Source organism: Bradyrhizobium sp. SZCCHNR1051 (assembly GCF_032489615.1).
GTDB lineage: Bacteria > Pseudomonadota > Alphaproteobacteria > Rhizobiales > Xanthobacteraceae > Bradyrhizobium.
Genome location: NZ_JAUEYJ010000017.1, coordinates 22,015 through 35,905 on the forward strand (window position 1 = coordinate 22,015; position 13,891 = coordinate 35,905).

The 13,891-nt window shown below is 65.9% G+C and carries 12 protein-coding genes; 3 read left to right on the top strand and 9 right to left on the bottom strand.

Translation table 11 applies throughout. The features are described 5' to 3' along the window. Positions 1 to 32 precede the first annotated feature (32 nt). Positions 33 to 1,343 carry an MFS transporter gene (locus QW868_RS20965; protein WP_315796240.1) on the top strand — a complete coding sequence of 437 codons (1,311 nt, stop codon included), beginning with the start codon at positions 33 to 35 and terminating at the stop codon, positions 1,341 to 1,343. 4 nt (positions 1,344 to 1,347) lie between these two features. On the opposite strand, the gene QW868_RS20970 is transcribed toward QW868_RS20965, so the two are convergent. From QW868_RS20970 to QW868_RS21000, 7 genes are all read right to left on the bottom strand, one after another. After that, positions 1,348 to 3,060 (bottom strand): thiamine pyrophosphate-binding protein, encoded by a 1,713-nt coding sequence (locus QW868_RS20970; RefSeq protein ID WP_316231395.1) that lies wholly within the window; start codon positions 3,058 to 3,060, stop codon positions 1,348 to 1,350. A gap of 28 nt (positions 3,061 to 3,088) precedes the next feature. Continuing rightward, the gene (locus tag QW868_RS20975; RefSeq protein ID WP_316231396.1) at positions 3,089 to 4,027 is read right to left on the bottom strand and encodes an AEC family transporter; all 939 of its coding nucleotides are present in this window, start codon (positions 4,025 to 4,027) and stop codon (positions 3,089 to 3,091) included. A 37-nt stretch (positions 4,028 to 4,064) separates the two neighbouring features. After that, positions 4,065 to 5,618 (bottom strand): AMP-binding protein, encoded by a 1,554-nt coding sequence (locus QW868_RS20980; RefSeq protein ID WP_316231397.1) that lies wholly within the window; start codon positions 5,616 to 5,618, stop codon positions 4,065 to 4,067. A gap of 81 nt (positions 5,619 to 5,699) precedes the next feature. Further along, positions 5,700 to 6,332 carry a hypothetical protein gene (locus tag QW868_RS20985; RefSeq protein WP_316231398.1) on the bottom strand — a complete coding sequence of 211 codons (633 nt, stop codon included), beginning with the start codon at positions 6,330 to 6,332 and terminating at the stop codon, positions 5,700 to 5,702. Beyond that, the gene (locus tag QW868_RS20990) at positions 6,329 to 6,859 is read right to left on the bottom strand and encodes a c-type cytochrome (protein ID WP_316231399.1); all 531 of its coding nucleotides are present in this window, start codon (positions 6,857 to 6,859) and stop codon (positions 6,329 to 6,331) included. Before QW868_RS20990 ends, QW868_RS20985 begins: the two co-directional genes overlap by 4 nt. 67 nt (positions 6,860 to 6,926) lie before the next feature. Further along, on the bottom strand, positions 6,927 to 8,705 hold the full coding sequence (locus QW868_RS20995) for a PQQ-dependent dehydrogenase, methanol/ethanol family (RefSeq protein WP_315825300.1): 1,779 nt from the start codon (positions 8,703 to 8,705) through the stop codon (positions 6,927 to 6,929). A 91-nt stretch (positions 8,706 to 8,796) separates the two neighbouring features. After that, the gene (locus tag QW868_RS21000) at positions 8,797 to 9,321 is read right to left on the bottom strand and encodes a copper chaperone PCu(A)C (RefSeq protein WP_315825301.1); all 525 of its coding nucleotides are present in this window, start codon (positions 9,319 to 9,321) and stop codon (positions 8,797 to 8,799) included. A 140-nt stretch (positions 9,322 to 9,461) separates the two neighbouring features. On the opposite strand from QW868_RS21000, the gene QW868_RS21005 reads away from it, so the two are divergent. Next, entirely contained in the window at positions 9,462 to 10,175 is a 714-nt protein-coding gene (locus QW868_RS21005; RefSeq protein WP_316231400.1) for a GntR family transcriptional regulator, read from the top strand. 100 nt (positions 10,176 to 10,275) lie between these two features. After that, on the top strand, positions 10,276 to 10,962 hold the full coding sequence (locus tag QW868_RS21010) for a GntR family transcriptional regulator (protein ID WP_315755005.1): 687 nt from the start codon (positions 10,276 to 10,278) through the stop codon (positions 10,960 to 10,962). Positions 10,963 to 11,083: 121 nt separating this feature from the next. Here QW868_RS21010 and QW868_RS21015 read toward each other — a convergent pair whose 3' ends face one another. Beyond that, positions 11,084 to 12,451, bottom strand: a complete 1,368-nt coding sequence (locus QW868_RS21015) for a sensor histidine kinase (RefSeq protein WP_316231401.1) — start codon at positions 12,449 to 12,451, stop codon at positions 11,084 to 11,086. After that, complete coding sequence (locus QW868_RS21020; protein WP_316231402.1) at positions 12,426 to 13,883, bottom strand: sigma-54 dependent transcriptional regulator; 1,458 nt, start codon at positions 13,881 to 13,883, stop codon at positions 12,426 to 12,428. Before QW868_RS21020 ends, QW868_RS21015 begins: the two co-directional genes overlap by 26 nt. Positions 13,884 to 13,891 lie beyond the last annotated feature (8 nt).

Consider the following 13,891-nt stretch of genomic DNA (forward strand, 5'->3'; position numbering starts at 1 on the left):
GAATAGAGTACGAGAGGACTGCAGGCAGCGCGATGACACAGGCAGCGGCGACCGCCGACGGCGAAACCCATCTCTCCCGCACGCATGAGGCGCATCCGGGCGAGATCGCGATCGGCGTGATCATCGGGCGGACGTCGGAGTTCTTCGACTTCTTCGTCTATGCCATCGCCTCGGTGATCGTGTTTCCGCGCTTGGTGTTTCCGTTTGCGGACGAGCTGACGCAGACCCTGTATTCGTTCGCGCTGTTCGCGCTCGCCTTCCTCGCGCGTCCGTTCGGCAGCGTGATCTTCATGGCGATCGACCGCCGCTACGGCAAGAGCGCCAAGCTGATCACCGCATTGTTCCTGCTGGGCACCTCGACCGTCGCGATCGCGTTCCTGCCGAGCTACCACACCGTCGGTGCGGCGGCGATCTGGCTGCTGGCGCTGGCGCGGATCGGCCAGGGTCTCGCCTGGGGCGGCGCCTGGGACGGGCTGGCGTCGCTGCTCGCGATGAATGCGCCGGAGCACCAGCGCGGCTGGTACGCGATGATTCCGCAGCTCGGCGCGCCGCTCGGGCTGATCGTCGCCAGCGTGCTGTTCGCGTTCTTCGTCGGTTATCTCTCCGCGGCCGACTTCTTCGACTGGGGCTGGCGGTACCCGTTCTTCGTGGCGTTTGCCATCAACGTCGTGGCGCTGTTCGCGCGGCTGCGCATGGTCGTGACGCCGGAGTATGATGAGCTGTTCCAGTCGCGCGAATTGCAGCCGGCACGCGTCATCACCACGATTCGGCACGAGGGCCGCAACATCGTGATCGGCGCCTTCGCGCCGCTCGCGAGCTTCGCGCTGTTCCACATGGTGACGGTGTTTCCGCTGTCCTGGGTGTTCCTGTTCACCAAGGAGACGCCGGCGCGCTTCCTGCTCATCGAGGCCGTCGGCGCGGTGTTCGGCGTCGTCGCCATTGTCGCGTCTGGCATGCTGGCCGACCGTATCGGTCGCAAGTCGCTCTTGATCGGCTCGGCGATCGCAATCGCGGTGTTCTCGGGCTTCGCGCCGCAACTGCTCGACGCCGGCCCGGTCGGCGAGACCATCTACATGGTGCTCGGCTTCATCCTGCTCGGCCTGTCGTTCGGCCAGTCCTCGGGCGCGATCGCCGCCAACTTCGCGCGCACCTATCGCTACACGGCCTCGGCCCTGACCGCCGACCTCGCTTGGCTGTTCGGCGCCGGCTTCGCGCCGCTCGCCGCCCTGCTGCTGGCCGCCTATCTCGGCCTGATTTCGGCCGGCGGTTATCTCTTGTCCGGCGCCGTCTGCACCCTGCTCGCGCTGTGGCTCAGCGCGCCGCGGCAGCTGCAGCAGGTGTAGGGCCCTACGAGCCGCGCCACTTGCGTTCGGCCTCGTCCCACGCCGCGAGCGGCTGCAGGTCCGGGACCCAGGCGAGTCCGGTCTTGGCGTCGGACGAGACCGCCTCCGGCGTCACCACCATGTCGAGCAGCGCCGGTCGGTTGGCCAGCGCGCGTTGGATCGCGGGGCCGAGCTGCTCCTCGGTCTCGACGCGCTCGGCATGCATGCCGAAGGCGCGCGCCATGGCGGCGTGATCGGCGAATTGCAGCTTCGTGCCGACGACCTTGCCATGTGTCACGGCCTGGTCGTGCACCTCGATCTGCCAGGCGCCGTTGTTGGCGACGACGATCAGCACCGGCGCCTTGTGGCGCACCGCGGTGTCGACCTCGATCGCATTGAAGCCGAACGCACCGTCGCCGGTCGCGACCACCACCGGCTTGTCGGGAAAGGCGAGGCTCGCAGCGATGCCATAGGGCACGCCGATGCCGATGCAGCCGAACGGGCCGGGATCGAGCATCAAGGGCGCGCTGAGGCCAACGCGGGCAAAGGACAGGAAATCGCCGCCGTCAGCGATGACCACGGCGTCATTGCCGATCGCCTCCTGCAGCGCCGACAGCACGCGATTCGGATGCAGCCGCCCGTCCGAGCCGGTCGGCGCCGTCGCCATGCTCTGCTTCAGCTTGGCCGCGCGCTCCTGATGCGCGGCCCGCAGTTTTGCGGCCCATTGCCGATCGACGGCCGATTCGCGGTTGCCCGCCAGCGCCACCATCGCGCGCAAGGTCTCCGCTGGTGTCGCCAGGATCTCGGCCGCACCACGTCGATTGTCGCGCAGCTCCGTAGCGGAGTCGCTGATGCGGACGAACTTGGCGTCCTTGAACACGGCAGGCGAGCCGTAGGCGAGCTGGAAGTCGAGCCGGCGGCCGACCGTCAGCACCACGTCGGCATCGCCCATCACGGCGCCGCGCATCGCGCCGACGACCGAGGGATGATCGTCGGGCACGAGCCCCCTGCTCTCGCCGGTGTCGAGATAAACGGCGCCGAGCCGGTCGAGCAGCGCGATCAGCTCGGGCCCGGCGCCGCGCGCGCCGCGGCCGGAGATGACGAGCACACGGCGCGCCGACCACAACAGCTCGACCGCCTTCTCGACCTCGGCCGGATCAGGCCGTGTCGCCGCGCGCGGCTTCGGCGCGAGATGCTCCTCGAGTTGCAGCGCCTTCGGCACGACGCCGCGCAGCGTATCGACGGGAAAACCGATGAAAACCGGGCCAGGCTCGCCGCCCTCGCCGAAGGCACGCGCGATCGCCTCGTCGAGCTCCTGCAGCACCAGCGACGGCTCGCGCACGGTGCGCGCATAGCGCGTAATCGAGCGCACGAGCTGGGTGTGATCCATGTCCTGCAGGCCACCGCGGTTCTCCTGCGGCCGCGGATTGCCGCCCGACATCACCAGCACCGGCGCGCGCGAGACGTGGGCATTGGCGATGCCGGTGATCGCGTTGGTCACGCCCGGCCCCGCGGTGACCAGCGCGACGCCGAGCTCGCCGGTGAGCTCGGCATGCGCCTGCGCCATGTGCACGGCGGCGCGCTCGTCGCGCACGTCGATGATGCGGATGCCTTCCGCATCGAGCCGCATCCAGATCGGCATAATGTGGCCGCCGCACAGCGCGAACACGCGGCTGACGCCGCGGCGCTTGAGCAGGCGGGCGATCAGATCGGCGGCACTGTCGGGAGAGATCTTCATCTGACGACTCCTGCGGATGGTGACGTGATCAGCCCGGCGCGAGCCAGGCCACGAGCAGCGAGACGGTGAGAACGGCTGACATGTGCGAGACGAGAATCGAGCCCGAGGTGACGCCGGCCTCCAGACCATAGAGCTTGGCGATCGTGAACGGCCCGGAGCCGATCGGCAGCGCGCTCAGGATCACGGCGGAATGCGACCACAGCGGCGGCATCGAGAACACGTGGAAGGCAAGCAGCGCGGTGACCGCCGGCTGCATCACGAGCTTCAGCGATACGAGAATGCCGATCGAAGCCGCATCGTGCGTCACCACCCGTTCCTGCGCCAGGAACAGGCCGATGCACACGAGCGCCGCCGGCGATGCTGCTCCACCAAGCAAAGTCGTGAAGCTCAGGAACGGCGCTGGCAATGCAAAGCCGCTGAGGCCCACCGCGAGCCCGGCCACGGGCGCGATGAACAACGGGCTCGTCAGCAGCGAACGCGCGACCTTGGCGACCGTCGCCCCGAGCGTGGCGCCCTTCTGAAGATCCATCTCGACGACCACGATCGCAAACAGGAACAGCACGCAGGCCGTGAACAAGGTGGCGATGATCGAGGCCGGCGCGCTGTCCGGGCCGAACACCAAGAGGCACATCGGAATGCCCATGAAGCCGACATTGCTGTAGCCGGCGTCCAGTCCCTCGATGCCGGCGTTGGCAACGCGACGGCCGCGCAGACGGCTGATCACGAAACCGGTCGCGAACGTCGCGGCAATGCCGCCGCAGAAGGCGCCGATGAAGCCGAACTGGCTGACCTGCTCGACGCCGATCTTGGACATCGCCGTGAAGATCAGCGCCGGCAGCGCCAGATAGACCGCGAAGCGGTTGAGATTGTCGGTCGCGGTGCGGTCGAACACACCGAACCAGCCGCACAGGAATCCGGTCAGGATCAGCGCGAAGATCGGAAGAGCGGAATTGAGGACGGCCTGCATCGCAGCTACATATCAGACCGTACGGCATTGCAGCGACTCACTGCGTAAATCTCTTCTTCAATTCGCGATGCAGGATCTTGCCTGTCGCGTTGCGCGGCATCTCGCTATCGGTGATGAAGGCGTAAGAGCGCGGCCGCTTGAAGCCGGCGAGCCGTTCTTTCGCCCATTCGGCCAGATCGCCCTCCTTCACCGCCATGCCGTCGCGCGGCACGATCACGGCATGGACGCGCTCGCCCCATTTGTCGTCGGGCAGGCCGATCACGGCGATGTCCTTGACGGCAGGATGCGCGCCAACCATCGCCTCGACCTCGGAGGGATAGATGTTTTCGCCGCCTGAGATGATCAGGTTGCTCTTGCGGTCGGCGAGATGGATGTAGCCGTCGGCATCGCGACGGGCCATGTCGCCGACCGAGCAGTAGTCGCCGCGGAACGCCTCCTTGGTCTTCTCCGGCAGACGCCAATAGCAGTCGAAGGTGTGAGCGTTCGAGGAATAGAGCTCGCCTGCCTCGCCGTCTGGCACCTCATGTCCCGCGTCATCCAAGATGCGGATGGGCGCGGCGCCGACGCATTCGCGCCCGACCGAGCCGAGCTTGGTGAACTGCTCATGCGGATGCAGCATGGTGACCCAGCCGGTCTCGGTCGCGCCATAGAGCTCGTAGAGCCCGGACTTCGGGAACATCTCCATCACCTCGCGCTTGGTCTCCGGGCGGGCCGGCGCCGAGGAGATCATCAGCTTGGTGACCGCGCTGAAATCATGCTGCGCGCGCACCGCGCGCGGCAGATCCAGCATCATGATGTAGTGCGTCGGGACCAGCGAGGTGAACGTGGAGCCGCCGTCCGCAAGCGTCGTCACGGCGTGCTCGGGATCGAAACTCTTGCGCGAATAGATCGAGTTGACGCCACCGATATAACCGAACGCGCCGAAGAAGTTCAGCGAGTTGGCGTGGCACATCGGCATCACCAGCAGCGCGCCGTCGTTGCGGCTCAGCTTCAGCTCGATCTCGGTGACCATCGACAAGAGGACGGCGCTGCGATGGCTGCGCAGCACGCCCTTGGGCTTGCCGGTGGTGCCGGAAGTGTACATCAAGGTCCAGGGATCGGACAGCGCGACCTGCTGGTCGGGCTCCCGATCCGCGGCCATCGCAATGATGTCCTCATAGCCGCGATAGCCTGCCGGACGCGGCTTCGCGCCGAAATGGATGAAGCGGTCATCGGCGATGCCGAGATCCGTGCGCGCCTCCTCGACCAGGCCGACGAGTTCGTCCTGCACGATCATCGCCGCCGCTTCGGCGTTCTGGACGATGAACTGCACCTCGGACGCGGTGAGGCGGAAATTGATCGGCAGCGCCACCAACCCGGCTTTGGCTGTGGCCGCATAGATCTCGCACCATTCGACGCAATTGTAGGCAAGGATCGCAACGCGATCGCCCTTGGCAAGGCCGAGCCCGAGCAGCGCGTTGGCGAGCCGGCACGTGCGCTCATTCCACAACGCAAAGCTCATCGCACGTTCGAGATCGCGGGCACCGGTGCGCTCCGGCGACATGCGCGCATGGGCCGACAGCATCTGCCCGAAATTCAAGAGATCCCTCATCGTCGTTTCCTCCCGGCAACCGGGTTCACGACGCCGACTGGCGCGCGCCTCCAGCGGAGCGCGATGAAGGTCGGCGGCGGGCTAGTTAATGTCCTTGGTGATCCGCACCAGCGTCTGATCGACGAAGCTCTTGGCATCTTGATCCGGCTTGCGGAACAGCTCGCGCTCGACCGTCAGCGTCCGGCCGGGCACCGTCTTCTTGCAGACCTCGCGCAGGAACACGCCCCCGACGGGCTGCTCGCCTGCGGTCGGCTGCTGCTCCTTGCACTCCCAGCCCTCGGCGCCATAGCGCGACTTCACCTGGTTGCCGAGCAGGAACGCCTTCTTGCGAATATAGAGCCGCGCCTTCGGATCGGTCTCGATCGTCAGGCCGGTGACGGTGCCCTTGTCGTCGACCAGGACCGTCAGCAGCACGGGATGACCGGCCACCTTTGTGCCGTCCTGGCTGGTCTCCGGATCGAAATCGAAGCGCACCGCGTGCCGCGCCTGCTCGTCCGCGGGACAGTCGCGCCATGCCGACCACGCATTGAGCTTGCGATTCGGATCCTTGGCGCAAGTCAGATTGACATAGCCCTGATCGGGCAGGTCGCCGACCGGCATGCCGACGGTGATGTCACGCAGATCGTAGTTCGGCACCGCCTGCGCGGAGGCCGCGTGCGTCACGAACGACAGCACGAACGTGGCGAAGATCGCAGCGCAGGTCGACCGCTTCATTTCGATGGCTCGCTTGCAGGCTTGGTGGCATTCGCCTTGTAGATATCGCAGACCCGCGACGTGTTGCCGAAGAAGGCGGTGCACTCGTCGTAGGTCGGCTCGCCGCGCCCCTTGATGTGCGCGAGCACGTAGTCTGCGACCGCCTCGATGTCGTTCGGCCGCAGGAACACGCCGCCTTCCGGCGGCATGCGCTCGCCGACATCCTGGCGGCTCATGCCGTAGCACTTCGCCGTGTCATAGGAGCCGCGCGCGAAGTACGGCATGCCCGTCCCGGGCCGGCCGCAGGTCACGGTCTCGATGATCTGGTCACGAGTGAGCTGCGTCCTGCGCAGCGACAGCGCGTCGCCGCCATAGCCACCACCGCCATTGCCGTGCCATTTGTGGCAGCCGAGGCAGTTCGCGCGCTTGAACACGGCCTTGCCGGCCTCGGTCGGATCCGCCGGCGCCGCGGACTGCGCCAACGCGAGCGAAGCGGAGCCGAGGACGAGAGCCGACGTCACGGCGAACGTGATCGCACTGAGTTTCATCTGATCTTCTTGTCGAACAGGGGATAGGAGGCGGAGCGGAGGCCATGCCTCCGCTCCGCAGCCGACTTCACAGCGAGAAGACGTAGAGCATCGAGCCGGGCTGGATCTTCTTCAGCTCGGGCGTGGATTCGATGAACCACTTGTCCCAGGCGCCGCCGAGACCGACCAGGATCGCGACATACTGCTTGCCGTCGACCGAGAACGTCACGGGAGGCGCATTGACGCCGCCACCGGTGTTGAACTCCCACAGCTTCTGCAGGGTCTTGGCATCGAGCGCCATCACCTCGCCCGAGGGCTGACCGGTGAAGACGAGGTCAGGCGTCGACAGCATGCCGCCGAGATTCGGGAACGGCGTCTCCATCTTGCCGGCGATCTTGCCGGTGGTGACGTCGATCGCGGTCACGCTGCCCGTGATCTTGAACGGCTGGCTCGGTCCGCCGCCGGTCCAGAACTCGCGCGGCTTCAGCTTGTCCTTGGTCGCTTCTTCCACGGTGATCCGGTTGCAGCTCTCGATCACCGGGATGTACCAGAGCTTCAGGTCCGGATTGTACGAAGTCGGCGGCCAGTTCTTGCCGCCCATGTTGCCTGGGCAGATGTCCGCGACCTTGTTCTCACGATGCGGCGACACCGACGCATTGTAGCGCTGCACCGGGTTCTTCGGATCATACTCGATCGGCTTGCCGGTCTCGGCATCGAGCCCCTTGGTCCAGGTCACCTTCTTGACGAAGGGCAGGCCCCAGATGAACTTGCCGCTGGTGCGGTCGATCGCATAGGCAAAGCCGTTGCGGTCGGCCTCGAGCGCGAGCTTCAGGGTGGAGCCGTTCGGCGCGGGCACATCGACCAGGACATTCTCGGCGACGCTGTCATAGTCGAAGGGATCGTTCGGCGTGTGCTGATAGTGCCACTTGATCTTGCCGGTGTTGGCATCGAGCGCCAGCGAACTGTCGGTGTAGAGGTTGTCGCCCGGACGATAGGCGTTGTCCCAGTCCGGACCGGGATTGCCGACGCCCCAGATGATGGTGTCGGTCGCCGGGTCGTAGGTCCCGGTCACCCAGGTCGAGCCGCCGCCGGCCGCGGCCGCGTCGTTGCTGTCCTTCCAGGTCTCGCTGCCCGGCTCGCCCTTCCCCGGAATGGTGTGGGTGCGCCAGACCTCCTTCTGCGTGCCGAGATCGGTCGCCGCGATCCAGCCGCGGATGCCGTATTCGGCGCCGGCCACGCCCGAGATCGCCATGTTCTTCACGATCAGCGGCGCACCGGTGATCACCTCGCCCTTGTCGGGATCGGCGACCTGGCGCTGCCAGGCGACCTGTCCGGTCTCCTTGTTGGTCGCGATCAGGCGGCCGTCGAGCGTGTGCGAAATGACGAGATTGCCCCACAGCGCGACGCCGCGATTGTCGACGCCGCAGCAGGCGATCGCACCGGCCCAGTCGTGATCCGTCTTCGGATCCATCTTCCAGACCAGTTGGCCTTTGCCACCGCGCGCGTCGATCTTGTAGACCGAGCCCCAGCCGTCGGTGACGTAGATCATGCCGTTCTCGACGATCGGCGTGCCTTCGAGACCGCCGTGGCTCCAGATGCCGCCGCCCTCGACGCCGCCGAGATGCATCGTCCAGGCGACCTTCAGGTTCTTGACGTTATCCTTGTTGATCTCCTTCAGCGCCGAGAACCGTGTGCCCGAGTAGTTCTTATGATGGTGCAGCCAGTTGCCGGCTTCGTTGTCGGCGTTGAGAAGCCGTTCGGGGGTCATCTCGTCGGCGGCCTGCGCCGGCGATGCAAGCTGGAAACAGGCGAAGGCTGCGCTGGCCAGCAGCACCGCCCGCAGGGTCGACCTGACGTTAGTCCTCATCGTTTCCTTCTCCCATTATATTGATTATGAGTTGGAGCGAATACCGCTCCGCCAAGCGCGACGGCGGAGGGCAGCAGGCGACAAACACGCTTCAAGGGGACTTGCGAACCTCGACCTCCGTTTCGATGGATCCTGCTTTCTGGAACACGATCGTGCAGGTGAAGCGCTGGCCTGGCTCGAGCGGCTCCCGCGTCTGCAGCAGCATCACGTGATAGGCGGTCGGCAGCAGCACCAGCGTGCTGCCCGCGGCAATTGGAATGTTGGGAATGGAGCGCATCGCCGGCGCGCCTTCGCCGCGGTCGACGGTGTGCCGCTCCGAAAAATTGGCGATCGGACAACGCACGCGCATCAACGCTTCCGGCGCGCTCGTGTCATTCTTGATCGTGATCAGCAACGGGATGTCGCGTCCCACCTCGGGCGCCGCCGGCACCCACGCATCCGACAGGGTCAGGCCTTCTCCGGCCACCCCGAGCGCAGGCGCCATCGCTGCAACCGACGCCACAGAGGCCGCCAGCAATGCGCGCGAGACCGCCGGCATCACGCCGGCGCGCACGCTGCCCTCCGAGCGCGCGGACCAAACCTGATCGCGCTCCAGACTGGTCGGATCTTCCGACAACGGAGTCCCTCCCCTATATGGCCGCCTCTTTAACTTGCCCTAGGGCGGCGCCCTTTTTTGAATTCGTACTCTGAATTCGAATACGTCGCAAATGGATTTTCTGTCTTGACATGCTAATGTCCGGCAAAATGTGATGACCCATGCGAATCGTGCCCGCCGCTCCCTCTCTGGTCGACCAGGTCGTCGAAGCCATCACTGACGAGATCGTCAGCGGCGTTCTCGCGCCGGGCTCGCGGCTGATCCAGGACGATCTGGCCCAGGCTTACGGAGTGTCGCGCCAGCCGGTTCAGCAGGCGCTGATCCTGCTGCGCGGCTGCGGGCTGGTGCAGAGCGCGCCGGGCCGCGGGTTGATCGTGGCGCCGCTCGACCCCGGCTTCGTCCGGGACCTCTATGAGATGCGGGCAGTGCTCGAAGGCCTCGCGGCGCGACTGGCCGCCGAGCGGGCGAGCGATCGCGCTGCGCGCGAAGGTCCGGCCTACATCGCGGCCGGCTACGAGGCGGTGAAGAGCGGGCTCGTCAACCGCAAGATCGAGACCGACATCGCCTTCCATCGCTTCCTCGGCGACCTCTCCGGCAACGCGCTGATCGGCGAGACGATGGCACCGCATTGGCCGTGCCTGAAGCGGGTGATGTCCGACGTGCTGCAGAAGGAGCAGAGCATGTCACGGATGGTCTGGGACGAGCATGAGAACATTCTTGCAGCCGTCATCGAGGGCCGCAGCGCCGAGGCCGAACGGCTGAGCCGGGAGCACATTTCGCGCGCGGCCAGCGTGTTCATCCATCACCTCGAAATCCAGCAGGACAGCAAGTCCAAGCAGCGGCGGACGCTCACTGCGCGGAAATTCCCGCTATGACTCCGTTCAAACCGACAGCGGCCGCAATGCGAGCGCTGGGCTCCGGCACGGCAGCCTCGCATTCGCGACCGGACATCACACCTGATCCCGTGGAGGCCGTGTGCCGCCGCTGAAGACCCAGCCGAGCCTGACCGAACGCGTCTACGAGCGCATTCTCTCCGACATCGTCGGCGGGGAGTTGCCGGAATCTGCCCGCCTCATCCAGGACGATCTGGCCCGCGACCTCGGCGTCTCGCGCCAGCCGGTGCAGCAGGCCCTGCTGCTGCTGCGCAATCAGGGCTTTGTGCGCGAGGCGCCGGGCCGCGGCCTGGAAGTCGCACCGATCGACACCGACTTCATCCGCAACCTCTATGAAATACGCGCGGTCGCCGAGGGCCTCGCCTGCCGGCTCGCGGCGACCCGCGGCGCCAAGCGAGCGGCCGAGGAAGGCCCGAATTTGATCGAGCAGGGCCGGAGCGCCGAGCGCGAGCATTCGGTCGAGAAGCTGATCGAGGCCGACGTCAAGTTTCATGAATTCCTCTACGAGATCTCCGGCAACTCCGTCATCCAGGACACCACGCTGCCGCATTGGCTGCATCTGCGCCGGCTGATGGGCGAGGTGCTGATGCGCGACGAGACGCCGCGGCGAATCTGGGATCAGCATGAGGACATCCTGCGGGCGGTGATCGCCGGCGATGCGCAGAAGGCCGAGGATCTCGCACGGCAACACATCACGCGAACCGCAACCGTGCTGCTGGCGCGGTTGACCAATCAGCGCGAGCGCGTGCCGGTCGCGACGGCGTCCTGATCACCTCAAGCTTGGCTTCTGCCCGCAACATCCGACGGCACCGCCGTCAGGAACCCCCGCATCGTTTCGAAGGGATACCCAGCATCCCACTTCAGCGTCGGCAGCAGCCCCGCCGCTATGGTCAAGCCGCCGGCAAGCTGAAAGAGAACGTGGCGCCGCCCTGCGGCTCGTTGGTCGCGGACAGCTCGCCGCCGTGCTCGCGGACGATGCCGTAGCTGATCCACAGCCCGAGCCCCGTCCCCTCCCCGACGCGCTTGGTCGTGAAGAACGGCTCGAAGATGTGGGTCAGGTGATCCTTGTCGATGCCGGGGCCGTTATCGGTGATGCGAAAGGCGATCTCGTTGCCCTGGCGCGCCACCGCGACCAGAAGACGCGGCAGGTCGGTCGATCGCATCGCGTCGATCGCGTTCTCCACGAGGTTGACGATCACCTGATGCAGCTGGCCTTCGTTGCCGGAGATCCACAGATCCGGCTCGACCTCGATCTGGATGTCGACACGATGCTGCTTGGTGCGCCCTGCCCACAGCACGGCGGTATTGATCAGCCGTTCGATGTTGACGCGCTCGACCTCGCCGAGCTTCGAGAACGACAGGCGGCGCAGGTTCTTGACGATCTCGCTGATGCGCACCGCACCTTCCAGCGTGCCGTCGATCAGCGGCCCGAAATCCTCGAGGATGGCGTCGATCCTCAGATCCGAGCGAAGCGCGGCGATGTCCTCGCTGACCGGCTGCTCATGGATGGCATCGAGATAGCCGACCAGCGAGGTGCGGTAGCGCATCAGGGTGTGGATGTTGCCATAGACGAAGCTGATCGGATTGTTCAGCTCGTGGGCCACGCCCGCGACGAGCCGGCCGAGGCTCGCCATCTTCTCCTGCTCGACCAATTGCCGCTGCGCCCGCTGCAGCTCCTGATGCGCCTTGTGCAGGGCCTCATAGGCGCGGCGCAGCTCGCCGATCGGACGGCCCGTCAGCACGACGCCGATGAAGCGGCCGCGATGGTCATGCCGCGGCGAGCTGTTGATCGCGAACAGGTCGGAGCTGACGCCGGCCGCCGCAGCAAAGCGCAATTCACCGTCGACCACTTCGGCGCTGCTGCGCGGCTTCAGCAGCGAGACAAGTTTGGGCCGATGATCGGGATTAATCATCTCGGCGATATCGCGACCGGCGATGTCAGCCAAGGCCCGTCCCGATGTCTGCAGAAAGGCGGAGTTGGCCTGCTGCACCGTGCCCCTGGCGTCACAGACCACCAGGATGTCGGAGACGGACTCGATGACATTGGTGACGAACGCCTGGGCTTCCTCGAGCTCGGCGTTCTTGTGCTCGAGATCGACCTCGTAGCGCAGCAGGTCGGAATAGACCTCGTCCATCTTGCGGATCACTTCGATCCACACGCCTTCGCGCTCGCTGTCGAGTTCGAGCGTGCTGCTGCTCGCGATCAGCTTGAGCAGCGTGTCAGCCCCGGACTCAGGAGAGTGAGTGGCCTTTGCCATGTTTCTTCAGATCGTATCTCGACAATTTGTTCCGGAGCCCCACCCTTGACAGGCCGAGCTCGCTGGCGACGCGACTGATGTTACCATCATATTTCTCCAGACAGTGAACGATGATGGTCTTTTCGAGATCCTCGACCCTGTCCTTCAGGCTCCCGGAACCATTGAGCTTGCCATTGGCGATCGCGGGCGCGGCGCGGCGTGCGCTGCGCCGGGCGGCGAACGGCGGACAGCGCAGCTCGTCGGCATCGGCCAGCACGGCCATGCGCTGGATCTCGTTCTGCAGCTCGCGGACATTGCCGGGCCAGTGATAGCGGGAGAATTCCTCCAGCGCCGCCGGTGCGAAACGCAGATGCGGCCGGTTGAACGATGTCTTCACCGCCGACAGCACGCCCTCGGCGATCAGCGGAATGTCCATCGGACGCTCGCGCAAGGACGGCATGTGCACCGGAAACGCGGCGAGTCGGTAGTAGAGGTCGCGGCGGAAGCGGCCGGCCTCGACTTCGGCCTCAAGATCCCGGTTGGTGGCAGCGACCACGCGCACGTCGACCTGGCGCACGCGCTGCGCGCCGAGCGGCCGGATCTCGCTCTCCTGCAGCACGCGCAGGAGCTTGACCTGAAATGCCGGCGAGGTCTCGCCGATCTCGTCGAGAAAGATAGTGCCGCCATCGGCAACCTCGAACAGGCCGATGCGGTCCTGATAGGCGCCGGTGAACGCGCCCTTCTTGCAGCCGAACAGCTCGCTTTCCAGCAGCTCATCCGGCAGTGCGCCGCAATTCTCGACGACGAACGCCTTGGTGGCCCGCGCAGAACCGTAGTGAATCGCGCGCGCCAGGAGCTCCTTGCCGGTGCCGGATTCGCCGGTGATCAAGACCGAGATGTCGTAGTCGGCGGCGCGCCGGCCGAGCTCGATCACGTTGCGCATCGGGCTCGCGGCCGAATGCACGATGCGGTCGAAATCGTAGAGCTGCTTGGCGGCGCCGCGCTTGACCGACACCACCTTCTTGATATGGGCCGGCGTGGCCTTCACGTCAACGCCGGCGGTCTCCGTCTCCTTCTGCAGCCGGTACAGCTGCACGGCCTCGCGGACGATCTCGATCAGGCGATCCGGCTGCCAGGGCTTTGTGATGTACTGATAGATGCCGGCCTCGTTGAGGCCGGCGATGATGTCCTCGGAGTCCGAATAGCCGGAGATGATCATCCGTACAGGGTCGGGCCACATCTCGCGCACGCGCTTCAGGAAGCTGACGCCGGACTCCTGCGGCATGCGCTGGTCGCAGATCACGGCATGCACGATCTCGCCTTCGAGCAGCTTCTCGGCATCGTTCGTGTTGCCCGCGCACAAGACCTCGAAATCCTGGTTGAGGACGCGGCGCAGCGCCTCCTGCGACCGGACCTCGTCATCCACGACCAGTATCGTTCCCTGGATGCCCATCGCGCGTC